General features: G+C 57.3%; 25 protein-coding genes. 22 read left to right on the top strand and 3 right to left on the bottom strand.

The annotated features are described in order from the left end of the window. The first annotated feature begins 20 nt into the window (after positions 1-20). The 6 genes from GV764_RS13030 to GV764_RS13005 all read left to right on the top strand — a co-directional run bounded on the left by GV764_RS13030 (position 21) and on the right by GV764_RS13005 (position 5,445). Positions 21-806, top strand: a complete 786-nt coding sequence (locus tag GV764_RS13030) for a sulfite exporter TauE/SafE family protein (RefSeq protein WP_161660600.1) — start codon at positions 21-23, stop codon at positions 804-806. Then, complete coding sequence (locus GV764_RS13025; protein ID WP_161660520.1) at positions 806-1,354, top strand: elongation factor P hydroxylase; 549 nt, start codon at positions 806-808, stop codon at positions 1,352-1,354. Before GV764_RS13030 ends, GV764_RS13025 begins: the two co-directional genes overlap by 1 nt. Before the next feature lie 54 nt (positions 1,355-1,408). Then, positions 1,409-1,687, top strand: coding sequence for a YfcL family protein (locus tag GV764_RS13020; RefSeq protein ID WP_161660519.1), 279 nt, complete (start codon positions 1,409-1,411; stop codon positions 1,685-1,687). Between the two features lie 348 nt (positions 1,688-2,035). Then, a complete protein-coding gene (gene cstA / locus GV764_RS13015) occupies positions 2,036-4,141 on the top strand; it encodes a pyruvate/proton symporter CstA (protein WP_161660599.1) in 2,106 nt (701 codons plus the stop codon). Positions 4,142-4,221: 80 nt separating this feature from the next. Continuing rightward, positions 4,222-4,419 (top strand): YbdD/YjiX family protein, encoded by a 198-nt coding sequence (locus GV764_RS13010; protein WP_161660518.1) that lies wholly within the window; start codon positions 4,222-4,224, stop codon positions 4,417-4,419. 9 nt (positions 4,420-4,428) lie between these two features. After that, positions 4,429-5,445 carry a CobW family GTP-binding protein gene (locus tag GV764_RS13005; protein WP_161660517.1) on the top strand — a complete coding sequence of 339 codons (1,017 nt, stop codon included), beginning with the start codon at positions 4,429-4,431 and terminating at the stop codon, positions 5,443-5,445. 38 nt (positions 5,446-5,483) lie between these two features. Here GV764_RS13005 and mnmC read toward each other — a convergent pair whose 3' ends face one another. Beyond that, entirely contained in the window at positions 5,484-7,499 is a 2,016-nt protein-coding gene (gene mnmC, locus GV764_RS13000; RefSeq protein WP_161660516.1) for a bifunctional tRNA (5-methylaminomethyl-2-thiouridine)(34)-methyltransferase MnmC2/FAD-dependent 5-carboxymethylaminomethyl-2-thiouridine(34) oxidoreductase MnmC1, read from the bottom strand. 159 nt (positions 7,500-7,658) lie between these two features. On the opposite strand from mnmC, the gene fabB reads away from it, so the two are divergent. Next, positions 7,659-8,879: a beta-ketoacyl-ACP synthase I gene (gene fabB, locus GV764_RS12995; RefSeq protein ID WP_161660515.1), complete on the top strand. Its 1,221-nt coding sequence runs from the start codon at positions 7,659-7,661 to the stop codon at positions 8,877-8,879. Between the two features lie 55 nt (positions 8,880-8,934). On the opposite strand, the gene flk is transcribed toward fabB, so the two are convergent. Then, the gene (gene flk / locus GV764_RS12990) at positions 8,935-9,939 is read right to left on the bottom strand and encodes a flagella biosynthesis regulator Flk (RefSeq protein WP_161660598.1); all 1,005 of its coding nucleotides are present in this window, start codon (positions 9,937-9,939) and stop codon (positions 8,935-8,937) included. 100 nt (positions 9,940-10,039) lie between these two features. Between flk and pdxB the strand changes: the two genes are divergently transcribed. From pdxB to purF, 9 genes are all read left to right on the top strand, one after another. Further along, the gene (gene pdxB / locus GV764_RS12985) at positions 10,040-11,176 is read left to right on the top strand and encodes a 4-phosphoerythronate dehydrogenase PdxB (RefSeq protein WP_161660514.1); all 1,137 of its coding nucleotides are present in this window, start codon (positions 10,040-10,042) and stop codon (positions 11,174-11,176) included. Positions 11,177-11,243: 67 nt separating this feature from the next. After that, on the top strand, positions 11,244-12,257 hold the full coding sequence (locus GV764_RS12980; protein ID WP_161660513.1) for an aspartate-semialdehyde dehydrogenase: 1,014 nt from the start codon (positions 11,244-11,246) through the stop codon (positions 12,255-12,257). Further along, positions 12,257-13,069 (top strand): tRNA pseudouridine(38-40) synthase TruA, encoded by an 813-nt coding sequence (truA, locus tag GV764_RS12975; RefSeq protein WP_161660512.1) that lies wholly within the window; start codon positions 12,257-12,259, stop codon positions 13,067-13,069. The genes GV764_RS12980 and truA overlap by 1 nt, the downstream gene beginning before the upstream one ends. A 24-nt stretch (positions 13,070-13,093) precedes the next feature. Continuing rightward, positions 13,094-13,753, top strand: a complete 660-nt coding sequence (locus tag GV764_RS12970) for a DedA family protein (RefSeq protein WP_161660511.1) — start codon at positions 13,094-13,096, stop codon at positions 13,751-13,753. Positions 13,754-13,924: 171 nt separating this feature from the next. After that, positions 13,925-14,845, top strand: a complete 921-nt coding sequence (accD, locus tag GV764_RS12965) for an acetyl-CoA carboxylase, carboxyltransferase subunit beta (protein WP_201743168.1) — start codon at positions 13,925-13,927, stop codon at positions 14,843-14,845. Between the two features lie 70 nt (positions 14,846-14,915). Next, the gene (folC, locus tag GV764_RS12960; protein WP_161660510.1) at positions 14,916-16,184 is read left to right on the top strand and encodes a bifunctional tetrahydrofolate synthase/dihydrofolate synthase; all 1,269 of its coding nucleotides are present in this window, start codon (positions 14,916-14,918) and stop codon (positions 16,182-16,184) included. Further along, entirely contained in the window at positions 16,174-16,881 is a 708-nt protein-coding gene (dedD, locus tag GV764_RS12955) for a cell division protein DedD (RefSeq protein ID WP_161660509.1), read from the top strand. The genes folC and dedD overlap by 11 nt, the downstream gene beginning before the upstream one ends. A gap of 220 nt (positions 16,882-17,101) precedes the next feature. Continuing rightward, the gene (cvpA, locus tag GV764_RS12950; protein WP_144130246.1) at positions 17,102-17,587 is read left to right on the top strand and encodes a colicin V production protein; all 486 of its coding nucleotides are present in this window, start codon (positions 17,102-17,104) and stop codon (positions 17,585-17,587) included. Positions 17,588-17,625: 38 nt separating this feature from the next. Then, positions 17,626-19,143, top strand: a complete 1,518-nt coding sequence (gene purF, locus GV764_RS12945) for an amidophosphoribosyltransferase (protein WP_161660508.1) — start codon at positions 17,626-17,628, stop codon at positions 19,141-19,143. Positions 19,144-19,211: 68 nt separating this feature from the next. On the opposite strand, the gene GV764_RS12940 is transcribed toward purF, so the two are convergent. Beyond that, the gene (locus GV764_RS12940; RefSeq protein ID WP_236651873.1) at positions 19,212-20,138 is read right to left on the bottom strand and encodes a DUF2167 domain-containing protein; all 927 of its coding nucleotides are present in this window, start codon (positions 20,136-20,138) and stop codon (positions 19,212-19,214) included. 209 nt (positions 20,139-20,347) lie between these two features. Here GV764_RS12940 and GV764_RS12935 point away from each other — a divergent pair, with 209 nt between their 5' ends. The 6 genes from GV764_RS12935 (at position 20,348) to hisP (ending at position 25,307) form a co-directional block, all read left to right on the top strand. Then, on the top strand, positions 20,348-20,917 hold the full coding sequence (locus GV764_RS12935; protein WP_161660507.1) for a UbiX family flavin prenyltransferase: 570 nt from the start codon (positions 20,348-20,350) through the stop codon (positions 20,915-20,917). Positions 20,918-21,189: 272 nt separating this feature from the next. After that, on the top strand, positions 21,190-21,972 hold the full coding sequence (gene argT / locus GV764_RS12930) for a lysine/arginine/ornithine ABC transporter substrate-binding protein ArgT (RefSeq protein WP_161660506.1): 783 nt from the start codon (positions 21,190-21,192) through the stop codon (positions 21,970-21,972). A gap of 274 nt (positions 21,973-22,246) precedes the next feature. Continuing rightward, on the top strand, positions 22,247-23,029 hold the full coding sequence (gene hisJ / locus GV764_RS12925) for a histidine ABC transporter substrate-binding protein HisJ (protein ID WP_161660505.1): 783 nt from the start codon (positions 22,247-22,249) through the stop codon (positions 23,027-23,029). A 93-nt stretch (positions 23,030-23,122) separates the two neighbouring features. After that, positions 23,123-23,809 (top strand): histidine ABC transporter permease HisQ, encoded by a 687-nt coding sequence (locus GV764_RS12920; RefSeq protein WP_161660504.1) that lies wholly within the window; start codon positions 23,123-23,125, stop codon positions 23,807-23,809. After that, complete coding sequence (gene hisM, locus GV764_RS12915; RefSeq protein WP_161660503.1) at positions 23,806-24,522, top strand: histidine ABC transporter permease HisM; 717 nt, start codon at positions 23,806-23,808, stop codon at positions 24,520-24,522. The genes GV764_RS12920 and hisM overlap by 4 nt, the downstream gene beginning before the upstream one ends. Before the next feature lie 11 nt (positions 24,523-24,533). Next, positions 24,534-25,307, top strand: coding sequence for a histidine ABC transporter ATP-binding protein HisP (gene hisP / locus GV764_RS12910; protein WP_144130250.1), 774 nt, complete (start codon positions 24,534-24,536; stop codon positions 25,305-25,307). Positions 25,308-25,319 lie beyond the last annotated feature (12 nt).

Genomic DNA, 25,319 nt, shown 5'->3' with positions numbered 1-25,319 from the left:
ATTAATTCGTGGATCTGTTTATGCTTTCCCCGCTGGTGATGGTGGGCCTGTTCTTCATCGCCATGCTTGCGGGGTTTATCGATGCGCTGGCGGGTGGGGGCGGGTTGCTCACTATCCCGGCGCTGCTGGCGACGGGGATGTCGCCCGCCCAGGCGTTAGCCACCAACAAACTTCAGGCCTGCGGCGGTTCGCTTTCCGCCTCGATCTACTTTATCCGCCGTAAAGTGGTGAACCTGAAAGATCAAAAGCTCAATATCCTGATGACCTTTATCGGATCCACCAGCGGCGCGCTGCTGGTGCAGTTCGTGAAGTCGGACATTTTGCGCCAGATCCTGCCGATCCTGGTGATCGGCATTGGCCTTTACTTTCTGTTAATGCCTAAGCTGGGTGAAGAAGATCGCCAACGCCGTCTGTACGGCCTGCCGTTTGCCCTGGTGGCGGGCGGCTGCGTCGGCTTTTATGACGGTTTCTTCGGTCCGGGCGCAGGCTCGTTTTACGCGCTGGCGTTTGTCACGCTGTGCGGGTTTAATCTGGCGAAATCCACCGCTCATGCCAAAGTGCTCAACGCCACGTCGAACGTCGGCGGGCTGTTGCTGTTTATTATTGGCGGAAAAGTGGTGTGGGCCACCGGGTTTCTGATGATGGCCGGCCAGTTTATAGGGGCGCGGTTAGGTTCACGTCTGGTGCTCAGCAAAGGCCAGCAGCTTATCCGTCCAATGATTGTGATTGTTTCCGCTGTGATGAGCGCCAAACTGCTGTTCGACAGCCACGGCGCGGCGCTTCTTCAGTGGCTTGGGATACATTAATGAGCACTGCACACCATTATCAGCAGCTGGTCGATATTTTCGAGGGCTGCTTTTTTAACGAATTTAATACCCGTCTGATTAAAGGCGACGACGAACCGATCTATCTTCCGGCAGACGCGGATGCCCCGTATCACCGCATTGTGTTCGCCCACGGCTTTTACGCCAGCGCGCTGCATGAGATTTCCCACTGGTGTATCGCCGGGAAAGCGCGCCGCGAGCAGGTGGATTTCGGCTACTGGTATTGCCCGGACGGGCGCGATGCCCAAACCCAGTGCCAGTTTGAAGATGTGGAGATCAAACCTCAGGCGCTGGACTGGCTGTTTTGCGAAGCGGCGGGTTTCCCGTTCAACGTCAGCTGCGACAACCTGGAAGGGGACTTCGAACCGGATCGCATCAAGTTTCAGCGCCGGGTCCACGCCCAGGTGATGACGTGGCTGGAAGAGGGCATCCCGGCGCGTCCGGCCCGGTTTATCGCCGCGCTTCAGGACTATTACCAAACGCCGCCGCTGACGGCGGACCGTTTTCCGTGGCCAGAAGACCTGTCCTGAGCCATGCTTTTTGTAGTTGAACCACATGATATGACGGGTAATTGAGGAAAGACGATGATCGCAGCATTCGAAGCGCGCATTCTGGCGTTGATTGATGACATGGTTGAACATGCCAGTGATGACGAGCTGTTCGCCAGCGGCTACCTGCGCGGGCACCTGACGCTTGCCGTGGCGGAACTGGAAGGGGGGGACGATCACTCTGCCGACGCCCTGCACCACAAAGTGACGGAAAGCCTGCAAAAAGCCATTGGCGCAGGCGAGCTGACACCGCGCGACCAGGCGCTGGTGTCCGGCATGTGGCAAACCCTGTTCGATAAAGCCCGGGCCAACTAATCCGCTTTCGTGATGCTATCCCTTCCCGGAATAGCATCACGCATTCCTCTTTTCCCTGCCTTTTTATCTGCTTAGCGCAGCGCTGCCCATAGCGTGACGTCACCGAGACCCTGCCGGAAAGGTTGCAACAGGTTTGCCTTGTTAAGGTGATCTTGTTAACAAACTGAAACAAAGAGTGATGAGAGGACTGGTTTTCCCCGGTTGTGAGGTTGTTAAATTCAGCAGTTTGTTCTAGAAACAAATTGTAATGTATTGGTCACTCCTCATACCTCTTAGAGACCCTGAAGAGTTTGCGTTTCGCCTCGTGCAGGCAACCCGAACTGTGAAGGACAAAAAATGGAAAACATGATGAATAACTCAGGGAAATACCTCCTCTGGGCAGTGCTCTCTATAGTGGGCGCATTTGCTTTGGGATACATCGCTCTGAACCGGGGAGAGCAGATTAACGCGCTGTGGATTGTGGTAGCCGCAGTCTGTGTTTATCTGATCGCTTACCGTTTCTACGGGCTGTTTATCGCTAAACGGGTGCTGGTCGTGGACTCAACGCGTATGACGCCGGCGGTGCGCCATAACGATGGTCTGGACTATGTGCCTACCGATAAAAAAGTGCTGTTCGGCCACCACTTTGCGGCCATCGCCGGAGCAGGCCCGCTGGTCGGCCCGGTGCTGGCTGCGCAAATGGGTTATCTGCCGGGCATGCTGTGGATCCTCGCGGGCGTGGTTATCGCTGGCGCCGTGCAGGACTTTATGGTGCTGTTTGTCTCTACCCGCCGCGACGGTCGTTCCCTTGGTGAGCTGGTGAAAGAGGAGATGGGCAATACCGCCGGGGTGATCGCGCTGGTCGCCTGTTTCATGATCATGGTGATTATCCTCGCGGTACTGGCGATGATCGTGGTGAAAGCGCTGACCCACAGCCCGTGGGGCACCTACACCGTGGCCTTTACCATTCCGCTGGCGCTGTTTATGGGGGTCTACATTCGCTACCTGCGCCCGGGGCGCATCGGCGAAGTGTCGGTCATTGGTCTGGTGCTGCTGATTTTCGCCATTATTTCCGGCGGTTGGGTGGCAGAAAGCCCGACATGGGCACCGTACTTCGACTTTACCGGCGTACAGCTGACCTGGATGCTGGTGGGCTACGGCTTTGTGGCGGCGGTACTGCCGGTATGGCTGCTGCTCGCGCCGCGTGACTACCTGTCGACCTTCCTGAAAATCGGCACCATCGTCGGGCTGGCTATCGGCATCCTGATTATGCGTCCGACCCTGACCATGCCGTCGATCACCAAATTTATCGACGGGACCGGTCCGGTCTGGTCCGGCGACATGTTCCCGTTCCTGTTTATCACCATCGCCTGTGGCGCGGTGTCGGGTTTCCACGCGCTGATCTCCTCCGGCACCACGCCGAAAATGCTGGCTAACGAAAATCAGGCCTGCCTGATTGGCTACGGCGGCATGCTGATGGAATCTTTCGTGGCGATCATGGCGCTGGTGGCGGCATGCGTTATCGACCCGGGCGTGTACTTCGCCATGAACAGCCCGATGGCGGTGCTGGCTCCGGCGGGCGCCACCGATGTGGTGGCCTCTGCGGCGCAAGTGGTCAGCGGCTGGGGCTTCCAGATCACCCCGGAAACCCTGACGCAAATCGCTAACGAAGTGGGCGAGCAGTCGATCATCTCCCGTGCGGGCGGCGCACCGACCCTGGCGGTCGGGATGGCGTACATTCTGCACGGCGCGCTGGGCGGCCTGATGGATGTTTCCTTCTGGTATCACTTCGCGATCCTGTTTGAAGCGCTGTTCATCCTGACGGCGGTGGACGCCGGTACGCGTGCCGCGCGCTTTATGCTGCAGGACCTGCTGGGCGTGATTTCTCCGGGCCTGAAGCGTACCGACTCGCTGCCGGCCAACATCCTGGCGACGGCGCTGTGCGTTCTGGCGTGGGGTTACTTCCTGCATCAGGGCGTGGTTGATCCGCTGGGCGGCATCAACACCCTGTGGCCGCTGTTTGGTATCGCCAACCAGATGCTGGCAGGCATGGCGCTGATGCTCTGCGCGGTGGTACTGTTCAAGATGAAACGCCAACGCTACGCATGGGTTGCGCTGGTCCCTACCGCATGGCTGCTGATTTGCACCATGACGGCGGGCTGGCAGAAAGCGTTTAGCCCGGATGCCAAAGTGGGCTTCCTGGCTATCGCCAACAAATTCCAGGCGATGATCGACAGCGGCAACATTCCGGCGCAGTACACGCAGGCGCAGCTGGCTCGCCTGGTGTTTAACAACCGTCTGGATGCGGGCCTGACCATCTTCTTTATGGTGGTGGTAGTCGTGATTGCGCTGTTCTCCATCAAGACGGCGCTGGCGGCATTGAAAGTCGATAAGCCCACCGCGAAAGAGGTGCCTTACGAGCCGATGCCGGAAAACTATCAGGATATCGTGACTCAGGCGAAAAGCGCCCACTAACGGTTGAATGAGCGTGAAGTAATCCACTCCCCGGCTTAACGGCTGGGGAGTTTTTGGCTTTAAACACAGAAGGAGACGGTATGTTTGATACCCTTGCCAGAGCCGGTAAATATCTGGGCCAAGCGGCGAAATTAATGGTCGGCGTACCGGATTACGATAACTATGTCCAGCACATCCGGCTTAATCATCCCGATCAAACGCCGATGACCTACGAAGAGTTTTTCCGCGAACGCCAGGATGCACGCTACGGCGGGAAAGGCGGAGCCCGCTGCTGTTAAGGAAACGAGATGAACCAGGTTGTTGCAGTCACGTTGTTAACCGGTTTCCTGGGTGCCGGTAAAACCACCCTGATTAACCATTTTCTCACCCATCACGCCGACGCGTCGGTGGCGATTCTGGAAAACGAATTCGGCGCAGTGAATATTGACGGCGCGCTGCTGCGCGGCGGCGATAACGTCAACGTCGTCGAACTGTCCAACGGCTGCGTCTGTTGCAGCGTGCGCGGCGAATTTACCGCAGCGCTCACTGAACTGCTGGCCCAGCGCCAGCGCGGCGAGCTCACCTTCGATCGCCTGATCGTTGAAACCACCGGCCTCGCCGACCCGGCGCCGATTATCCAGACCTTTTTCGTTGAAGAGGCGCTGCGTGAAGCGCTGCGGCTGGACGCGGTGATTACCCTCGCGGACTGCCACCATATTTCCCGCCAGCTGGATGAACATCCGGTTGCCGCTTCGCAGCTCGGGTTCGCCGATCGTATTTTGCTGACCAAAGCGGATACCTGTGACGAACAGCAGCACAGCGAGGCGCTGGCGCGCATTCACCAGATCAACAGCAAAGCCGAGATCTACCAGATCGAAAATGGCGTCTGCCCGGCAGATCTGTGGCTGGATCTCAACGCCTTTGAGCTGAGCGACGCCAACAGCCTGACCAAAGGGTTTCATGCGATCCGCCCAGCCGATCCCTCCGCGCCGCGCTTCACCCCGTTTAAAGAAACCAAACGCTCCTGGGATGACGCGATTCAGGCGCACGTGTTTGAAGCGGGCTGGATGGATTTGCAGAAGGCCGGGGCGTTTATGGAGCAGTGCGTGGAGCGCTACGGCAATGACATGTTGCGCTACAAAGGCGTGCTGGCGATTGCCGGAAATCCCCAGCGCCTGATTGTCCAGGGCGTGCATAAAGTGGTGGGTTTTGATTACGGCTCACCCTGGAATGAGGGGGAAACGCCCCAGTCGCGGCTGGTGATTATCGGGCGCTACTTGCCGATTGAGGAACTGCGCACAGCTTTCGCTCAGGCTACCGCGTAATAACCGGCGGATGCGTTAGCGCGTATCCGCCGCTGCCTTTATTTAGCAGCACTCACCGCTTTGCCCTTCAGCAGTTTTCGCACCCACAGCCGGTTAGGGTTGAGCGCCGCCAGCGTCGGGCCGTCCATCGGGAGAGGTTCATCGCACATCTGCGCAGCGACGATCTCCGCCGCCAGCGGGGCGCTGCATAGCCCGCGTGAGCCCAGCGCGCCCAGCATAAACAGATTCGGATGCACCGGTGCGGCAGGCACCTTTTCCGGCGTGGCGCTGTGTCGCGATAAGTCATGATACTGGTCAAGCAGGGCCGGGTAATCGGCAACGTTACCCACCATCGGCATATGGTCCCGGGTGGCGCAGCGTACCCCGACACGCGCCTCGCCTGCGCTCACATCCACCTCGCGCGGCCAGGCCTGGTCCGGGAAACAGTCGATCAGCCGCTGGCGGTTATGCTGCTGGTCGTTCTCGCTGTACTGCGCGTTCTCCAACCCGCGATGATAGCTGGCGCCAATGCAGTGATGCCGGTTTTGCGGGTTCATCGGCGTCAGATAGCCGTCATAGCACAGCACCTGGCGCAGCGCCGACAGCTGCGGCGCGGTGGGAATATGGCTCACCTGGCCCGCCACCGGGTAGACCGGTTGCATCGCGGTTTGCGCAAACTGATTCAGCCTGCTGCCGTTGGCTAATACCACCGCGTCATGCATAACCTGCTGCCCGTCGGCAAAGTCCAGCAGCCAGCGTCCGGCGTGATGGAGTTGCCGTACCGAACGCCGGTAATGCACCGTTAATCCCTGCTGTTGGGCCAGGGCAATTGCGCCCGCCGTTAACTGCGCCGGGCACAGCCAGCCGCCGAGCGGGTATTCAATCCCCCCGCAGTCAGTGTTAACGCCGCTGCGGGCTAACACCGCTTGCGCATCCACGCCGCGCGCCACGTTTTCCGGCAGATCCAGCGCCAGCATTTCATGGATTTTCGCGGCGCTTTTTTCATCCCAGCCCAGTTGGGTAACGCCGCACCAGTCATGATCGAACGCAACCGGCAGCGCGTCATACAGGCGACGGGCGAAGGTAAACGCAGCGGGGAAAAAGCGCGTCAGCGCCGGATTGCTGTGGCTGATCAGCGGGTACAGCGCCCCCTGGCGGTTGCCGGACGCGCCCTGCGCCGGGGCATCGTCCTCGCAATACAGCGTCACGCGCTTGCCGCGTCGCAGCAATGCTAACGCCAGTAAAGCGCTGGCGATGCCGCCGCCGACTATCGCCACATCATCCCCTTGCGCGGCCTGGCGTTGATACCAGGGCGTCAGCGAACGCGTGGGCAGGGCGCTTTCCAGCACGCCGGTAAGCATTTCGCGTTTACGACCAAAGCCTTTACTTTTCTGCACAGTAAACCCGGCGTCCTGCAAGCCCCGGCGTACAAAGCCCGCAGAGGTAAAGGTCGCCAGCGTTGCGCCGGGCCGCGCCAGCCGCGCCATGGCGTTAAACAGCTGCGGCGTCCACATGTCCGGGTTTTTGGCCGGGGCAAAACCATCAAGAAACCACGCGTCCACCTGGCCCTGTAGCGCGTCATCTAAATCGGGGAGCAATTCATTGACGTCGCCCAGCCACAAATCCAGCGTTACGCGGCCGTTATCGAATAACAGGCGCTGGCAGCCCGCCAGCAGCGGCGGCCACTGGCGATGCAGCTTTTCCGCCCAGGGCGCGAGTTCCGGCCATGTGGCGTGAGCTCGCGCGAAATCCTCCGCCTGAAGCGGGAATTTTTCGAAGCTGACGAAGTGCAGCCGGTTCAGCGTCGCGTCAGGATGAGCCGCGCAAAACGCGTCAAACGCCTGCCAGAGCGTCAGAAAATTAAGCCCGGTGCCAAAGCCGGTTTCCGCCACGGTAAACAGCGTGCGCGAGTGCTGCGCAAAGCGCGCCGGCAGCTGATTGCCTCCCAAAAAGACGTAGCGCGTCTCTTCCAGACCGTTGTCATTGGAAAAGTAAACGTCGTCAAAATCTCGGGAAACAGGTGTACCCTCATTATTGAAGTCAAGGGTGGCAGGTTTGATGGTGGAATGTTTCACGTAAGTTACTCGTCTGACAGGCAGTGGCACGATCTTAGCGATGTGGGGCGGGCGGCGCAAATTTACCGGCAAATCGTCTGATCGGACTTGTTCGGCGTACAACTGTACGCTATTGTGCCACTCGACTCTTATTATTAGTGCGACTGACAGAGGTATTAGATGAAACGTGCCGTGATTACTGGCCTGGGTATCGTATCCAGCATCGGTAATAACCAGCAGGAAGTCCTGGCATCCCTTCGTGAAGGGCGCTCAGGTATTACTTTCTCTCAAGAGCTGAAAGATTCCGGTATGCGTAGCCACGTTTGGGGCAATGTAAAACTGGACACCACCGGTCTGATCGACCGCAAAGTGGTGCGCTTTATGAGCGATGCGTCGATTTATGCATACCTCTCGATGGAGCAGGCTATTCAGGATGCCGGTCTTTCTGACGAAGCCTACCAGAACAACCCGCGCGTGGGTCTGATCGCCGGTTCCGGCGGCGGCTCCCCGCGTTACCAGGTGTTCGGCGCTGACGCGATGCGCAGCCCGCGCGGCCTGAAGGCGGTTGGTCCGTATGTGGTGACTAAGTCTATGGCATCCGGCGTGTCCGCCTGTCTGGCGACCCCGTTCAAAATTCACGGCGTGAACTACTCCATCAGCTCCGCCTGCGCCACTTCCGCGCACTGTATCGGTAACGCGGTTGAGCAGATCCAGTTGGGCAAACAGGACATCGTGTTTGCTGGCGGCGGCGAAGAGCTGTGCTGGGAAATGGCCTGTGAATTCGACGCCATGGGCGCGCTGTCGACCAAATACAACGAAACGCCGGACAAAGCTTCCCGCACCTATGACACAGACCGCGACGGTTTCGTGATCGCAGGCGGCGGCGGTATGGTCGTGGTGGAAGAGCTGGAACATGCTCTGGCGCGCGGCGCGCATATCTATGCGGAAATCGTCGGTTATGGCGCAACCTCCGATGGCGCAGACATGGTGGCGCCGTCTGGCGAAGGCGCAGTGCGCTGCATGCAGATGGCGATGCACGGTGTTGATACCCCGATCGATTATCTGAATACCCACGGGACGTCCACGCCGGTTGGCGATGTGAAAGAACTGGGCGCCATCCGCGAAGTGTTCGGCGATAAATCCCCGGCGCTGTCCGCCACCAAAGCCATGACCGGTCACTCTCTGGGTGCGGCAGGCGTGCAGGAAGCCATTTACTCCCTGCTGATGCTGGAACACGGCTTTATCGCCCCGAGCATCAACATTGAGAATCTGGATCCCCAGGCGGAAGGGCTGAACGTCATTACCGAAACCACCGAGCGTGAACTCACTACCGTGATGTCCAACAGCTTCGGCTTCGGCGGCACCAACGCCACGCTGGTAATGCGCAAATATCAGGCGTAAGCCGCGCACCATAAAAAAGGGCCTTTACGGCCCTTTTTGCATTTCTGAATGGCGATTATAGCACCATCAACATCACCACAATCGCCACCACCAGCGCGAACAGTACCAGCCCGGGACGAGCGGAAAGCTGGCGCAGCGGCTCCATCAACGACGGGATCAGCGGGCTGTAAATCGGCTGGATGTCGCGGGTTTCCAGCGGCGACGCGTTACCGGCAACGCGCAGGGCAAACACCTGATTCAGCACATCCTGAATTTGCGCCGTGGTGAGCACCGTCTGGGGCGTGGCCTGCCAGCGCTGCTGGGTATAATCGACAATCTCCTGCCATTCGTGCGACGCCATCGGCTGGCGCAGGGCGGTTTGCAGGGAGATCAGCGTCGGGGCTGCCTGCTGAACCAGCGTCTGGCGCGCCTGTAACCAGGTATTCAACGGGGCGAAATGCTTAGCCGGGATCAACTCGCCGGTTTTGACGCCCGCCAGCTCCAGCATTGACTGCCAGATCAGCTTTGGCGATTCGCCGGTGGCGGCGGCCAGTTTAATGACCTGCTGATTCAGCGTGTTGTGCTCGGCGGGCAGCAGCGGGCGCTCGGTCGCCGGACGCTGCTGCGGCTGCGGGATGGCCATCTGGCCGTTTTGCAGCAGCACCAGCACGCTCTTTAACTGCTCGGGCGACAGCTGGCTCAGCGCGGTCTGACCAAACTGCTGGCGAATATAATCGCTGGCCGCCTGGCGGTTGTTGCCGACGTTCAGCAGCTCGGTCAGTTGCGACAGCAGCTGCCGCCCGGAATGGGTGCTTTCCGCGCTGGTCAGGCGTTGATTCAGATTTTGCTCGGCGGCGGGAAAATGGCGCGACTGCAACGGCATCTCTTGTTTCAGCCCCAGGTCGTGGCGCAGGCTGGCCCAGACTTCGCTGCTCTGCTGTTGCGTCAGCGCGATGATGCGGGTAATCAGCCGCTCAAGCTGGGTGCGCTGTTGGGATGAGAGCGGAAGTTCGCCGGCTGTGGTCTGCGGGGAGGAAGGTTCTCCCGGAGGGCGGGCGGGTGCGCCCTGGACTGGTTGCATCATAGTAAATCCTGACTTCGCCTTCGGTCTCGTGTATGACTAAGGGCGAGATTATGGCACACTTAGCGCCCATCTCCCGCACATTAACAGGTACTGTAACGTGAAAATTCTCGTTGATGAAAATATGCCTTATGCCCGCGAACTGTTTGCCCGTCTGGGTGAGGTAAAAGCGGTGCCGGGGCGGCCGATTCCGGTGGCCGAACTGGATGATGCCGATGCGTTGATGGTGCGTTCGGTGACCAAAGTCAATGGCCCGTTGCTGGACGGAAAAGGCGTCCGCTTCGTCGGCACCGCGACGGCTGGCACCGATCACGTAGATCAGGATTATTTACACCAGGCGGGGATCGCGTTTTCCGCAGCGCCCGGCTGTAATGCCATCGCCGTGGTGGAATACGTGTTTTCCGCGCTGTTGATGCTGGCGGAGCGCGACGGATTCGAACTGACCGACCGCACCGTGGGCATTGTCGGCGTCGGCAACGTCGGCGGGCGGTTGCAGAAGCGTCTGGAAGCGCTGGGCGTGCGCACGCTGCTGTGCGATCCGCCGCGCGCCGATAACGGCGAGCCGGGCGATTTCCAGCCGCTGGATAAGCTGGTCGAGGAAGCCGATATCCTCACCTTCCACACCCCATTGTACAAAGACGGCCCGTACAAAACATGGCATCTGGCGGATGAGGCGCTGATCTCGCGCCTCAAGCCGGGCGCGATTTTGATCAACGCCTGCCGTGGCGCGGTGGTGGATAACGCCGCGCTGCTGAAATGCCTCGACGCAGGCCAGAAGCTCAGCACCGTACTGGACGTCTGGGAGCCGGAGCCGGATCTCAACGTGGCGCTGCTGGATAAAGTCGATATCGGCACCGCGCATATCGCCGGTTACACTCTTGAAGGCAAAGCGCGCGGCACCACCCAGGTGTTTGAGGCCTATAGCGCCTTTATCGGCAAGCCGCAGCAGATCGCCCTCGACTCGCTGCTGCCCGCGCCGGAATTTGGCCGCATCACCCTGCATGGCCCATTAGATCAGCCAACGCTGAAAAGGCTGGTGCATCTGGTGTATGATGTGCGCCGCGATGACGCGCCGCTGCGTAAAGTGGCTGGCGTGGCGGGGGAATTCGATAAGCTGCGTAAGCATTATCTTGAGCGCCGCGAATGGTCGTCCCTGTTTATTCAGTGCGATGACGCCGCGGCGGCGAAGCTGCTCTCTGCGCTCGGGTTTAACGCCGTACACCATTCGGCGCGTTAATCATCTTCTTTTTCGTTCCCTGCCTTTTGGGGCAGGGACGCTGTTTTATTTTCTGGAGTAAACCACCATGTCTGAAGGCTGGAACATTGCCGTACTGGGCGCGACGGGCGCCGTGGGCGAAGCCCTGCTTGAGCAACTTGCGGAACGTCAATTCCCGGTGGGTGAACTGTATGCCCTGGCGCGCAGTGAAAGCGCGGGCGAAACTTTGCGTTTCGCGGGGAAAAGCGTGATGGTGCAGGATGCCGCCGAATTTGACTGGACCCAGGCGCAGCTTGCGTTTTTTGTGGCCGGTCAGGACGCCACTGCGCAGTACGCGGACGATGCCGCAAACGCGGGCTGCCTGGTGATTGACGCCAGCGGTCTGTACGCGCTGGAGCCGGATGTGCCGCTGGTCGTGCCGGAGGTGAACCCGTTCGTGCTGGCGGATTACCGCAACCGTAATCTGGTGGCCATTCCCGATAGCCTGACCAGCCAGCTGCTGGTGGCGTTAAAGCCGCTGATCGACGAAGGCGGCCTGGCGCGCATTCAGGTAACCAGTCTGCTGTCCGCATCGGCGAAAGGCAAAGTGGCGGTTGACGCCCTGGCGGGCCAGAGCGCCAAACTGCTTAACGGTATCCCGGTTGATGAAGACGATTTCTTCGGCCGTCAGCTGGCGTTTAACATCCTGCCAATGCTGCCAGACAGCGAAGGCAGCGTGCGCGAAGAGCGCCGCATCGTCGATGAAGTCCGTAAAATCCTCCAGGACGAGATGCTGATGATCTCTGCCACCTGCGTCCAGTCGCCGGTATTTTACGGCCATGCCCAGATGGTCAATTTTGAAGCCATGCGCCCGCTGTCGTTTGAAGAAGCGCGCGATGCCTTTGGCCGCGGCGAAGAAGTGGTGTTATCCCCCGCTAATGAATTCCCGACTCAGGTGGGCGACGCCTCCGGCAACGCCCAGCTTTCTGTCGGCTGCGTACGTAACGATTACGGAATGCCGGAGCAGATCCAGTTCTGGTCAGTGGCGGACAACGTACGTTTCGGCGGCGCGCTGATGGCGGTGAAAGTGGCGGAGAAACTGGTGCAGGAGTATTTGTACTGATGTCTGAGCTTCAGGATGTGCCGGTGCGCAAAATCGCGCTCGGCATTGAGTACGACGGCAGTAAATATTACGGCTGGCAGCGCCAGAATGAAGTGCGCAGCGTGCAGGAAAAACTCGAAAAGGCGCTGACCCAGGTGGCGAATGCGCCGGTTAACGTGTTTTGTGCCGGGCGCACCGATGCGGGCGTTCATGCCACCGGCCAGGTGGTGCACTTTGAAACCCAGGCGATCCGCAAAGACGCCGCCTGGACGCTGGGCGTAAATGCGAATTTACCTGGTGACATCGCGGTGCGCTGGGTCAAAGATGTGCCAGACGATTTTCATGCCCGATTTAGCGCCACGGCTCGCCGTTACCGCTATGTCATCTACAATCATCGTCTGCGTCCTGCGGTTTTGCAGCAGGGCGTCACCCATTATCACCAGCCGCTGGATGCGGAACGCATGCATCGCGCGGCCCAGTGCTTGATCGGTGAAAATGATTTTACCTCGTTTCGCGCCGTGCAGTGTCAGTCGCGCACCCCGTGGCGTAATCTGATGCACATTAACGTCGCGCGATTCGGGGCGTATGTGGTGGTCGATATCAAAGCGAATGCCTTTGTACATCATATGGTCAGGAATATTGTTGGCAGCCTGATGGAAGTAGGGTGCGGCAACCAGCCGGAGAGCTGGATTGAGGAGTTGCTGGCGGTGAAGGATCGCACGCTTGCGGCAGCGACGGCGAAAGCGGAAGGGCTCTATCTGGTCAGCGTGGATTATCCTGACCGTTTCGAGCTGCCGACGACGCCGATGGGCCCACTTTTTTTAGCTGACTAAAGGCTGTTGAGGACGTAACGCTGTATGGACATTATTCGCTTTGTGATCGATTTCATTCTGCACATTGACGTGCATCTGGCGGAATTGGTCGCCGATTACGGGATTTGGGTTTACGCCATCCTGTTTTTGATTCTGTTTTGTGAAACCGGGCTGGTGGTTACGCCCTTCCTGCCGGGTGATTCGCTGCTGTTTGTCGCCGGGGCGATCTCCGCGCTGCCCACCAACGATCTGAATGTTCACCTGATGGTGGCATTGATGATCGTAGCGGCGATTATCGGCGATGCGGTGAATTATACGATTGGCAGGCTGTTCGGCGAAAAGCTGTTCAGTAACCCGAACTCGAAAATTTTCCGCCGCAGCTATCTGGATAAAACCCATGCGTTTTACGAGCGTCACGGCGGAAAGACCATCATTCTGGCGCGCTTTGTGCCGATCGTACGCACCTTCGCGCCGTTCGTCGCCGGCATGGGCCATATGTCCTATCGCCACTTCGCGGCTTATAACGTGATCGGCGCGCTGCTGTGGGTGCTGCTGTTTACCTACGCGGGTTACCTGTTCGGCGATTTGCCGATCGTGCAGGAAAACTTAAAGCTGCTGATTGTGGCGATCATCGTCCTGTCGGTATTGCCGGGCGTCGTGGAAATTATCCGCCACAAGCGAGCCGCGGCGCGCAGCGGAAGATAACCCTCACGTTCATGAAACAAGAGCAGGATCGCGCGGTTAGACCACTTTTTTATCCCAACTCGCGGTTTGTTATGTTTTAATGAGCACCATTTATGGTCTGTCGGCGGTCAGAGTTTATCCGCTGCCGGCAGAAAAACTGGTATCGACCAGGTTCAGGCAGAAAGGTCATCAATGAGCTGGATTGAACGAATTCTCAATAAGAGCAATATCACCCCCACCCGTAAGGCGAGCATCCCTGAAGGGGTGTGGACCAAGTGCGACAGCTGCGGTCAGGTTCTCTACCGCGCCGAGCTGGAGCGTAATCTGGGGGTTTGCCCGAAGTGCGATCATCATATGCGTATGGCGGCGCGCGACCGTCTGCACAGCCTGTTAGACGAAGGCTCCATGGTCGAACTGGGCAGCGAGCTTGAGCCGAAAGACGTGCTGAAGTTCAAAGACTCCAAAAAGTATAAAGATCGTCTGGCGAGCGCCCAGAAAGAAACCGGCGAAAAAGACGCGCTGGTGGTGATGAAAGGCACCCTGCACGATATGCCAGTGGTTGCGGCGGCGTTTGAGTTCTCCTTTATGGGCGGCTCCATGGGCTCCGTGGTTGGCGCGCGTTTTGTGCGTGCCGTTGAGCAGGCGCTGGAAGACAACTGCCCGCTGATCTGCTTCTCCGCATCCGGCGGCGCGCGTATGCAGGAAGCGCTGATGTCGCTGATGCAGATGGCGAAAACCAGCGCCGCGCTGGCGAAAATGCAGGAGCGCGGCTTGCCGTATATCTCCGTGCTGACCGACCCGACCATGGGCGGCGTCTCCGCCAGTTTCGCGATGCTGGGCGATCTGAACATCGCCGAGCCGAAAGCGCTGATTGGCTTTGCCGGCCCGCGCGTTATCGAACAGACCGTGCGCGAAAAACTGCCTGCGGGCTTCCAGCGCAGCGAGTTCTTAATCGAGAAAGGGGCGATCGATATGATTATCCGCCGTCCTGAACTGCGCCTGAAGCTGGCCAGCCTGCTGGCGAAAATGATGAACCTCCCGGCACCAGGCCCGGATGCGCCGCAGGAATCCATCGTGGTTCCGCCAGCGCCAGACCAGGAACACGAGGCCTGATCGTCACGAAGGGCAGGGCCATAGCGGCGCTGCCCTTTTTGTTTATCTATCGTTAACACGTACGGGCATCATGGAAAAAGACTGCATTCCCCACGCCACGTCGCCCCTGGCTACGTGGCTTTCTTATCTGGAAAACCTGCACAGTAAAACCATCGATATGGGGCTGGAGCGCGTATCGCGCGTCGCCGCGACCCTTGAGGTTCAAAAGCCCGCGCCGTTTGTGTTTACCGTGGCCGGCACCAACGGCAAAGGCACCACCTGCCGCACGCTTGAAGCTATTCTGATGGCGGCCGGGTTGCGGGTGGGCGTCTACAGTTCGCCGCATCTGGTGCGCTATACCGAGCGGGTGCGCATTCAGGGCGCGGAGCTTTCGGAATCCGACCATACCGCATCGTTCAGCGCGATTGAACGCGCGCGCGGCGACACGTCACTGACCTATTTCGAGTACGGCACGCTATCGGCGCTGTGGTTGTTTACGCAGGCGGCGCTGGACGTGGTGATTCTGGAAGTCGGCCTCGGCGGGCGTCTGGACGCCACCAATCTGGTGGACTGCGATGTGGCAGTTATCACCAGTATTGCCCTTGACCATACCGACTGGCTGGGGCCGGATCGCGAAAGCATCGGCCGCGAAAAAGCGGGCGTGTTCCGCGCCGGGAAACCGGCCATCGTCGGCGAGCCGGATATGCCCGCCTCTATCGCGGCGGTGGCGCAGGAAAAAGGCGCGCTGCTGGCGCGGCGCGGCGTGGACTGGGATTACCAGGCGAGCGAGACCGGCTGGCATTTCCGCGATGCCCAGGGTGAACTGCGCGATCTGCCGCTGCCTCACGTCCCGCAGCCAAACGCCGCGACGGCGCTGGCGGCCATTCGCGCCAGCCAGCTGGCGGTGAGCGACGCCGCAATCCGCGAGGGTATTGCGCAGGCGCTGCTGCCGGGGCGCTTCCAGTGCGTCAGCGAATCACCGCGCGTGATTCTGGATGTGGCGCACAACCCGCATGCGGCGGCATATCTGGCGAGCCAGATGCAGCGTTTACCTGCGGGCGGGAAAGTGCTTGCGGTAATCGGCATGCTGCACGATAAAGATATTGCGGGCACGCTGGCCTGTCTGGAGCCGGTAGTGGATAGCTGGTATTGTGCCCCACTGGAGGGCCCGCGCGGCGCCACGGCTGAGCAACTGACGGCGCATCTGAAGCAGGGCGAACGCTACCAGAGCGTTGTGCAGGCCTGGGATGCCGCCATGGCGCAGGCTCAACCGGAAGATACTGTGCTGGTGTGCGGTTCGTTTCATACCGTAGCGCATGTAATGGAAGTGATGGAGGCGAGGAGGCGAGGTGGCGAGTAAATTTCAAAACCGATTAGTGGGAACGATTGTGCTGGTGGCCCTGGGCGTGATTTTGCTGCCCGGGCTGCTGGACGGCCAGAAAAAGCATTATCAGGACGAGTTTGCGGCGATCCCGCTGGTGCCGAAGCCCGGCGATACTGACGAACCCGATATGCTGCCTGCCGCCACGCAGGCGCTACCCGCGCAGCCGCCCGAAGGCGCGGCTGAAGAGGTGAGGGCGGCGAACGCGGCGGCGTCTGCGATAGATACCGGGCGTGTGGCAAATAATGCCAGTAATCTCGATCCGTTACCGGAACCGGAGCCTGTGCCGCCGGGCAAACCGAAAGCGCAGGACACGCCGAAAAAACCGCAGACCAAACCGCAAAAAGATAAAACCGACGAGCAGTTGGCGATGTTGAGCGAAGAAGAGCCGCCGAAAAAAGCGGAACCGACAAAACCCGACGCGCCGCCGACCGGCAAAGCTTATGTGGTGCAGTTAGGCGCGCTCAAAAATGCCGACAAAGTGAATGAAATTGTTGGTAAACTGCGCGGCGCGGGTTACCGGGTTTATACGTCGCCGTCAACGCCGGTACAGGGTAAAATCACCCGCATTCTGGTTGGGCCGGATGCCTCGCGCGATAAATTAAAAGGATCGCTGGGCGAGCTTAACCAGCTTTCCGGGTTGAACGGGGTCGTGATGAATTATTCCGTGAACTGATGATCGGGGGGCGCAGGCTTATCTGTTGATTATTAACGGATATAAAACCGCGCGCTTCCGGAAACGCAGCGGAAACCGGGAAAAAAAGCACGGCGTTGAAGATTTTTTCAACGCCTTTTTTATTGAGCCAGGGAAAGGAAATCCCTACGCAAACGTTTTCTTTTTCTGTTAGAATGCGCCCCGAACTGGACGTCAGGGCGATTTATCACAGGACACATTCATGGTCTGGATAGATTACGCCATCATCGCGGTTATCGGCTTTTCCTGTCTGGTAAGCGTTATCCGCGGGTTTGTGCGTGAAGCGTTATCGCTGGTTACCTGGGGCTGTGCCTTCTTTGTCGCCAGCCACTACTACACTTACCTGGCAGTTTGGTTCACTGGCTTTGAAGACGAACTGGTACGTAATGGGATAGCGATCGCAGTGCTGTTTGTTGCGACGCTGATTGTCGGCGCGATCGTCAATTATGTGATTGGCGCGCTGGTGGAGAAAACCGGCCTGTCGGGTACAGACAGGGTGTTGGGGATCTGTTTTGGCGCACTGCGTGGCGCGCTTATCGTCTCCGCCATTCTGTTCTTTCTTGATACCTTTACCGGCTTCTCCAAAAGCGACGACTGGCAAAAATCGCAGCTTATCCCGCAATTCAGTTTCATCATCAGATGGTTTTTTGACTATCTGCAAAGCTCGTCAAGTTTCTTACCCCGGTAATTGTGCCGGGGGCAGTCTCTTAATGAGGAAAAGACAACATGTGCGGTATTGTCGGTATCGCCGGTGTTATGCCGGTAAACCAGTCGATTTATGACGCGTTAACGGTGCTTCAACACCGTGGGCAGGATGCCGCAGGCATCATCACCATTGATGCAAATAACGGCTTTCGCCTGCGCAAAGCCAACGGCCTGGTGAGTGATGTATTCGAAGCCCGCCATATGCAGCGTCTGCAGGGCAATATGGGTATCGGCCATGTGCGTTATCCGACAGCAGGCAGCTCCAGCGCCTCCGAAGCACAACCCTTTTATGTGAACTCCCCGTACGGGATCACCCTGGCGCACAACGGCAACCTGACTAATGCGCACGAGCTGCGCCGGATGCTGTTTGAAGAGAAGCGCCGCCATATCAACACCACTTCGGATTCTGAAGTTCTGCTGAACGTCTTCGCCAGCGAACTGGATAACTTCCGCCACTATCCGCTGGAAGCCGACAATATTTTTGCCGCCATTGCCGCCACCAACCGCCTGATCCGCGGCGCATACGCCTGCGTGGCGATGATTATCGGCCACGGCATGGTCGCCTTCCGCGATCCGAACGGTATTCGTCCGCTGGTGCTGGGCAAGCGTGATATCGGCGATGGCCGCACCGAGTATATGGTGGCCTCTGAGAGCGTGGCGCTTGATACCCTGGGCTTCGAATTCTTACGCGATGTCGCGCCCGGTGAAGCCATTTACATCACTGAAAAGGGCCAGCTGTTTACCCGCCAGTGCGCCGATAATCCGGTCAGCAACCCATGCCTGTTCGAATACGTCTATTTTGCGCGTCCGGACTCGTTTATTGACAAGATTTCCGTCTACAGCGCCCGCGTTGGCATGGGCAAAAAGCTCGGCGAGAAGATTGCCCGCGAATGGGAAGATCTGGATATCGACGTTGTCATTCCCATCCCGGAAACCTCCTGCGATATCGCGCTGGAGATCGCCCATATCCTGAATAAGCCGTATCGTCAGGGTTTTGTGAAAAACCGCTACGTGGGCCGCACTTTTATCATGCCAGGCCAGCATCTGCGCCGTAAATCGGTGCGCCGCAAGCTTAACGCCAACCGCGCCGAGTTCCGCGACAAGAACGTGCTGCTGGTGGATGACTCCATCGTGCGCGGCACCACCTCTGAGCAGATTATCGAGATGGCCCGTGAAGCGGGCGCGAAGAAGGTTTATCTGGCGTCCGCCGCGCCGGAAATTCGCTTCCCGAACGTTTACGGCATCGATATGCCCAGTGCCAATGAACTGATTGCCCACGGGCGTGAAGTGGACGAAATCCGCCAGATCATCGGCGCAGACGGGCTGATTTTCCAGGATCTCCACGATCTGATTGAAGCGGTGCGCGCCGAGAATCCGGATATCCAGCAGTTTGAATGCTCGGTATTCAACGGCGTGTACGTCACTAAAGACGTCGATCAGCAATACCTTGAGTATCTCGAATCCCTGCGTAATGACGATGCCAAAGCAGTGCAACGTCAAAACGAAGTGGAGAATTTAGAGATGCATAACGAAGGGTGATGTTCATATTCTGGTAATCAATAACGGCGGAAATATCCGCCGTTATTTATTTGACGCGGTTAAGAAAATTAATCCTGTGATGAATTATCTTTCTTTTTGTTGCCAAAAAAGAACTGCTTAATGCCAACGCCGCAGGCCACTAACGCAATAATAACTATTTTCCCGAATTTCGCGAGAAGCACGCCTAATGTCGCAAGTAAGCCTATTTTTTTTGCAGCAATACCGCCCACTAACGCCGCCAAACCATATTCCGCTATATGGTCGGTTTTAGGATCAAAATCTTCATAGCGTCGGGTTGCGTTAAATTCAACGGCATTGAGTAATTGCCTGGCAAGCGGTTTTTCTTTCTCTACGGCACTGCGGGAGGTGACTAAGTCCAGCGAGATATAACCGTTTCTGCCCAGTAGATAGGTATTGTAGTTAATACCCTGTTCTGCTTCCGGCGTAGAGGAACCCATGTCCTGCAAGGAGGCAGACCAGACCAGACGGTGTGTTTTGGCATTATACGTGGGCTTTTCAACCCAGCCGAGCACCTCGAACGGTGTAATCCCTTTTTTGACGCGCTCTTTATTTTGCTCTTTGGTGCCTTCTTTCAAATTATCGAGGAGCTCATCGGCATCCCAGTCTTTAGCGTCATCATCTTTAATGTAGCCTTCCGGAAAATATTCGATGGTAACAAATCCATCAATATTCTCATGATAAATCAATCCATAAAAATCATCAGCGACGTTGTTGCCCACCGCCGTCATATAATTTTTGGCTTCTTTGGGCGGGATCCAGATAAAGCCTTGCGGAAGTTTCAGCACGGCTTCATTACCCAGCTTAACAGTGTAAGGCCCTTCAACGCTGGCTTTTTCCATAGCCTGTAACGTTTTTTGATATTCCGTTTTGGCGTCAGGGCTATTATCAGCATGGGAAATGCCCGTTAAACAACATATTAAGGCAGCGCATGTGACGCAGCTTTTTGTTAATGACTTTAAAAATCCCTTTATCATATTTGTTCCTGTTACCTAAAAAACAAAAGAGGCAACAAGTACATAGAAAATTTATTTGTAATAAAATGATGAGCATCAGACATACTCAATAACGGCGTCTGTTGAATAACTTTTAGGATTTTTTCAAATTTATCAGGCAGGGCAGAGGGATGTTGCAACTCTCAGCACAATCCGGCAAAGTCACCTCAGTTTGTAACAGGGGCAGATATATGAAACGACTCATCGTGGGCATTTCCGGGGCAAGCGGGGCGATTTATGGGGTTCGGCTGTTGCAGGTATTGCAAGCGATGCCTGACGTCGAAACCCATTTGATCATGAGCCAGGCCGCGCGCCAGACGCTGGCGCTGGAAACCTCGCTGTCGCTGCGCGATGTGCAGGCGCTGGCCGATGTGGTGCACGACGCACGAGATATCGCCGCCAGCATTTCATCGGGGTCGTTTCGCACCTCCGGCATGGTGATCCTGCCATGCTCCATCAAAACCCTCTCCGGTATCGTGCACAGCTACACCGATGGGCTGCTGACCCGCGCCGCCGATGTGGTGCTGAAAGAGCGCCGACCTTTGGTGTTGTGCGTCCGGGAAACGCCGCTGCATGTCGGACATCTGCGCCTGATGACGCAGGCTGCGGAGCTGGGCGCGGTGATCATGCCGCCGATGCCCGCGTTTTATCATAAACCCGCCACCCTGAATGACGTGATTAACCAGACGGTGAACCGGGTGCTGGACCAGCTGGATATTGCGCTGCCGGAAGATCTTTTTCATCGCTGGCAGGGGGCCTGACGCAGTGTTTTGGTGCGTCGAGACCTGAGCGCCTCATTTTGGGGCATTTTTGTAACCGCGATCAAATCCTGAAAATATAATCTCCATTCACGCATTTCCGCTAAAGACATTCCCCTTCGTAATGCTATCTTTCACTACATCTACTTTATTGTAACTTTTGCTTAACATATGCCGGGGTTCGCCCGTTCCGCGAAAACTGGCACAGGAAGTGCAATGCAAAGTAGCAACACAACAATATACACAACATAAAAAAGACCACTTGAGGGTAATGTATGAAGAAGAAGGCTATTGCTCTGTCATTGCTGCTGGGGCTTTCCGCGGCCACCAGCGCGTTCGCCGCGCTGCCGCAGACGGTACGTATTGGTACGGATGCCACCTACGCTCCCTTCTCGTCTAAAGACGCCAAAGGTGAATTCGTGGGTTTCGATATCGATCTCGGTAATGAGATGTGCAAGCGCATGTCGGTGAAATGTACCTGGGTAGGCAGTGATTTCGATTCGCTGATCCCGTCGCTGAAGGCCAAGAAAATCGACGCGATTATCTCTTCGCTGTCAATTACCGAAAAACGCCAGCAGGAAATCGCCTTCTCGGAAAAACTGTACGCGGCAGACTCCCGCCTGATCGCCGCGAAAGGCTCGCCGATCCAGCCGACCATCGAGTCGCTGAAAGGCAAGCACGTCGGCGTTTTACAGGGTTCTACCCAGGAAGGCTTTGCCAACGACAACTGGCGCAATAAAGGCGTCGATGTGGTGGCGTATCAGAACCAGGATCTGATCTATTCCGACCTGGCGGCGGGCCGTCTCGATGCCGCCTTCCAGGATGAAGTCGCCGCCAGCGAAGGCTTCCTGAAACAGCCGGCAGGGAAAGAGTTCGCCTTTGCCGGTCCGTCGGTGAAAGATAAAAAATATTTTGGCGACGGCATCGGCATCGGTCTGCGCCAGAGCGACACCGAGCTGAAAGCGGCCTTTGATAAAGCCTTTGATGAGCTGCGTAAAGACGGCACCTACGACAAAATGGCGAAGAAATACTTCGACTTTAACGTCTACGGTGACTAACAGATGCCGCGCCCGGCCAGCCTGGGCGCGGCTTTGTTGAACGGCCATTCCCTGACGCCTCACTTTTTTGGTGCAATTTACCGGCAATGTTGCGTTATGGTGCATGGAGCGCACTGTTTTAGCGCGTCGAGTGAATAATTAAGCATCGTAAGCGAAAAAAATCCGCGCGGGCGGCCATATTCTTTTGCCTAAATGCGCATAACAGTGGCACGATACGTGCTGTCTCGATGTTTAGAGCACTACAACACAAAAAGACAACTCACCGAGGATTGCTATGAAAAAGTTGGTGTTATCCCTTTCTCTGGTACTGGCGTTTTCCAGTGTTTCTACCGCGTTCGCCGCGATTCCGCAAAATCTCCGTATCGGCACCGATCCCACTTATGCTCCCTTTGAATCGAAGAATGCGCAGGGGGAATTGGTGGGTTTTGATATCGATTTGGCGAAAGAGCTGTGCAAACGCATCCAGACCAAATGTACCTTCGTTGAAAACCCGCTGGACGCGCTGATCCCATCTCTGAAAGCGAAAAAAATCGACGCCATCATGTCATCGCTTTCCATCACCGAAAAACGCCAGCAGGAAATCGCGTTCACGGACAAACTCTACGCGGCGGACTCTCGTCTGGTGGTCGCCAAAGATTCCGATATCGAACCAAATCTTGAGAAGCTGAAAGGCAAACGCGTCGGCGTATTGCAGGGCACCACTCAGGAAACCTACGGCAACGAACACTGGGCTCCGAAAGGCGTGGAAATCGTCTCCTACCAGGGCCAGGACAATATCTACTCTGACCTGACCGCAGGCCGTATCCAGGCGGCGTTCCAGGATGAGGTCGCGGCCAGCGAAGGTTTCCTGAAGCAGCCTGTCGGTAAAGACTACAAGTTCGGCGGCCCGTCCATCAAAGACGAGAAGCTGTTCGGCGTCGGCACCGGCATGGGCATTCGTAAAGAAGATAACGAACTGCGCGAAGCGCTGAACAAAGCGTTTGCTGAAATGCGCGCTGACGGCACCTACGAAAAACTGGCTAAAAAGTACTTCGACTTTGACGTATACGGCGGTTAATCGCCAACACAGAGTTGCCGCGCCCCGGCTTGCCGGGGCGTTATAAGGGTTAACCCGTCAGGCACTCCAGACATTGATCACAGGATAAGCACCATGCTGTATGGGTTTTCACAAGTTATCTTACAAGGGGCTATCGTCACGCTTGAACTGGCGCTGAGCTCCGTTGTCCTGGCGGTTATCATTGGCCTGGTCGGCGCGGCGGGAAAGTTGTCGCGCAACCGCGCGCTGGGGCTGCTGTTTGAAGCCTATACCACCCTGATCCGCGGCGTTCCCGACCTCGTTTTGATGTTGCTTATCTTCTACGGGCTGCAAATCGCGCTGAATACCGTGACCGACGCGCTGGGTCTGGCGCAGTTTGATATCGACCCGATGGTTGCGGGTATCATCACGCTGGGCTTTATCTACGGCGCTTACTTCACCGAAACTTTTCGCGGCGCGTTTATGGCGGTGCCGAAAGGGCATATCGAAGCCGCTACCGCGTTTGGGTTTACCAACGCGCAGACTTTCCGCCGCATTCTGTTCCCCGCGATGATGCGCTTTGCGCTGCCGGGGATTGGCAATAACTGGCAGGTGATCCTTAAAGCCACCGCGCTGGTCTCGCTGCTGGGCCTGGAAGATGTGGTCAAAGCTACCCAGCTCGCCGGGAAAAGTACCTGGGAGCCGTTCTATTTCGCCGTGGTCTGCGGTGTGATTTATTTAGTGTTTACCACCGTGTCCAACGGCGTTCTGCTGCTGCTGGAGCGTCGTTATACCGTGGGCGTGAAGAGGGCTGACCTGTGATCGAAATTATTCAGGAATACTGGAAATCCCTGCTGTGGACCGACGGTTATCGTTTTACCGGGGTAGCGATCACCCTGTGGCTGCTGATTTCGTCGGTGGTGATGGGCGGCATTCTGGCAGTGTTTCTCGCCATCGGCCGCGTCTCCAGTAATAAATTCATCCAGTTTCCCATCTGGCTGTTTACCTATGTGTTCCGCGGCACGCCGCTGTACGTGCAGCTGCTGGTGTTTTACTCCGGGATGTATACCCTGGAAGTGGTGAAGGGCACCGAACTGCTGAACGCGTTTTTCCGCAGCGGCCTGAACTGTACCGTGCTGGCGCTGACGCTCAACACCTGCGCCTATACCACCGAGATTTTCGCCGGGGCGATCCGCTCGGTTCCCCACGGTGAAATCGAAGCGGCGCGCGCCTATGGTTTTTCGCGCGTTAAGATGTACCGCTGCATTATTCTGCCCTCGGCGCTGCGTATCGCGCTGCCGGCATACAGCAACGAAGTGATTTTGATGCTGCACTCCACGGCGCTGGCGTTTACCGCCACCGTACCGGATCTGCTGAAAATCGCCCGCGATATCAACTCGGCGACCTACCAGCCGTTTACCGCCTTCGGCATCGCGGCGGTGCTGTACCTGATTATCTCCTATGTTCTGATTAGCCTGTTCCGCCGCGCGGAGCGGCGCTGGTTAGGGCATGTTAAACCTGCTTCTACGCACTGAGTGGCCCTCCAATGTCTGATAATAAATTAAACGTTACCGACCTGCACAAACGCTACGGCGAACATGAAGTGCTTAAAGGGGTCTCGCTTAAGGCCAATGCCGGGGATGTGATCAGCATCATCGGTTCCTCAGGCTCGGGTAAAAGTACTTTTTTACGCTGCATCAACTTCCTCGAAAAACCGAGCGAAGGCACCATCGTGGTAAATAACCAGAATATCGGTCTGGTGCGCGATAAAGACGGTCAGTTGAAGGTCGCGGATAAAAACCAGCTGCGCCTGCTGCGTACCCGTCTGACTATGGTGTTCCAGCACTTCAACCTGTGGAGCCACATGACGGTGCTGGAAAACGTCATGGAAGCGCCGGTGCAGGTGCTGGGGCTGAGCAAGCAGGAAGCTCGCGAACGCGCGGTAAAATACCTTGAGAAAGTGGGCATCGACGCCCGCGCCCAGGGGAAATATCCGGTGCATCTTTCCGGCGGCCAGCAGCAGCGCGTATCTATCGCCCGTGCGTTGGCCATGGAGCCGGAAGTGCTGCTGTTCGATGAGCCGACCTCCGCGCTGGATCCGGAGCTGGTGGGCGAAGTCTTGCGCATCATGCAGAAGCTGGCGGAAGAGGGTAAAACCATGGTGGTGGTGACCCACGAAATGGAGTTTGCCCGCCACGTCTCCAGCCATGTGATTTTCCTGCATCAGGGGAAAATCGAAGAAGAGGGCGCGCCGGACGAGCTGTTTAACAACCCGAAAAGCCAGCGCCTGCAGCAGTTCCTGAAAGGCTCGCTGAAGTAACTCTGTTCACTC

It is taken from the genome of Atlantibacter hermannii (genome assembly GCF_009907385.1).
Classification (GTDB): domain Bacteria; phylum Pseudomonadota; class Gammaproteobacteria; order Enterobacterales; family Enterobacteriaceae; genus Atlantibacter; species Atlantibacter hermannii_A.
Note: the sequence above shows the minus strand (reverse complement) of the source record. Positions and strands in the feature narration are given on the sequence as shown.

Bases quoted from the DNA above. Each gene is read 5' to 3' on its own strand.
- truA (WP_161660512.1), top strand. From the start codon at position 12,257: ATGTCTGAGCTTCAGGATGTGCCGGTGCGCAAAATCGCGCTCGGCATT.
- folC (WP_161660510.1), top strand. From the start codon at position 14,916: ATGGAAAAAGACTGCATTCCCCACGCCACGTCGCCCCTGGCTACGTGG.
- GV764_RS12970 (WP_161660511.1), top strand. From the start codon at position 13,094: ATGGACATTATTCGCTTTGTGATCGATTTCATTCTGCACATTGACGTG.
- hisJ (WP_161660505.1), top strand. From the start codon at position 22,247: ATGAAAAAGTTGGTGTTATCCCTTTCTCTGGTACTGGCGTTTTCCAGT.
- GV764_RS12980 (WP_161660513.1), top strand. From the start codon at position 11,244: ATGTCTGAAGGCTGGAACATTGCCGTACTGGGCGCGACGGGCGCCGTG.
- GV764_RS12920 (WP_161660504.1), top strand. From the start codon at position 23,123: ATGCTGTATGGGTTTTCACAAGTTATCTTACAAGGGGCTATCGTCACG.
- GV764_RS12940 (WP_236651873.1), bottom strand. From the start codon at position 20,138: ATGATAAAGGGATTTTTAAAGTCATTAACAAAAAGCTGCGTCACATGC.
- hisP (WP_144130250.1), top strand. From the start codon at position 24,534: ATGTCTGATAATAAATTAAACGTTACCGACCTGCACAAACGCTACGGC.
- flk (WP_161660598.1), bottom strand. From the start codon at position 9,939: ATGCAACCAGTCCAGGGCGCACCCGCCCGCCCTCCGGGAGAACCTTCC.
- cstA (WP_161660599.1), top strand. From the start codon at position 2,036: ATGAATAACTCAGGGAAATACCTCCTCTGGGCAGTGCTCTCTATAGTG.
- accD (WP_201743168.1), top strand. From the start codon at position 13,925: ATGAGCTGGATTGAACGAATTCTCAATAAGAGCAATATCACCCCCACC.
- argT (WP_161660506.1), top strand. From the start codon at position 21,190: ATGAAGAAGAAGGCTATTGCTCTGTCATTGCTGCTGGGGCTTTCCGCG.
- fabB (WP_161660515.1), top strand. From the start codon at position 7,659: ATGAAACGTGCCGTGATTACTGGCCTGGGTATCGTATCCAGCATCGGT.
- GV764_RS13010 (WP_161660518.1), top strand. From the start codon at position 4,222: ATGTTTGATACCCTTGCCAGAGCCGGTAAATATCTGGGCCAAGCGGCG.
- cvpA (WP_144130246.1), top strand. From the start codon at position 17,102: ATGGTCTGGATAGATTACGCCATCATCGCGGTTATCGGCTTTTCCTGT.
- GV764_RS13030 (WP_161660600.1), top strand. From the start codon at position 21: ATGCTTTCCCCGCTGGTGATGGTGGGCCTGTTCTTCATCGCCATGCTT.
- GV764_RS12935 (WP_161660507.1), top strand. From the start codon at position 20,348: ATGAAACGACTCATCGTGGGCATTTCCGGGGCAAGCGGGGCGATTTAT.
- purF (WP_161660508.1), top strand. From the start codon at position 17,626: ATGTGCGGTATTGTCGGTATCGCCGGTGTTATGCCGGTAAACCAGTCG.
- GV764_RS13005 (WP_161660517.1), top strand. From the start codon at position 4,429: ATGAACCAGGTTGTTGCAGTCACGTTGTTAACCGGTTTCCTGGGTGCC.
- GV764_RS13025 (WP_161660520.1), top strand. From the start codon at position 806: ATGAGCACTGCACACCATTATCAGCAGCTGGTCGATATTTTCGAGGGC.
- GV764_RS13020 (WP_161660519.1), top strand. From the start codon at position 1,409: ATGATCGCAGCATTCGAAGCGCGCATTCTGGCGTTGATTGATGACATG.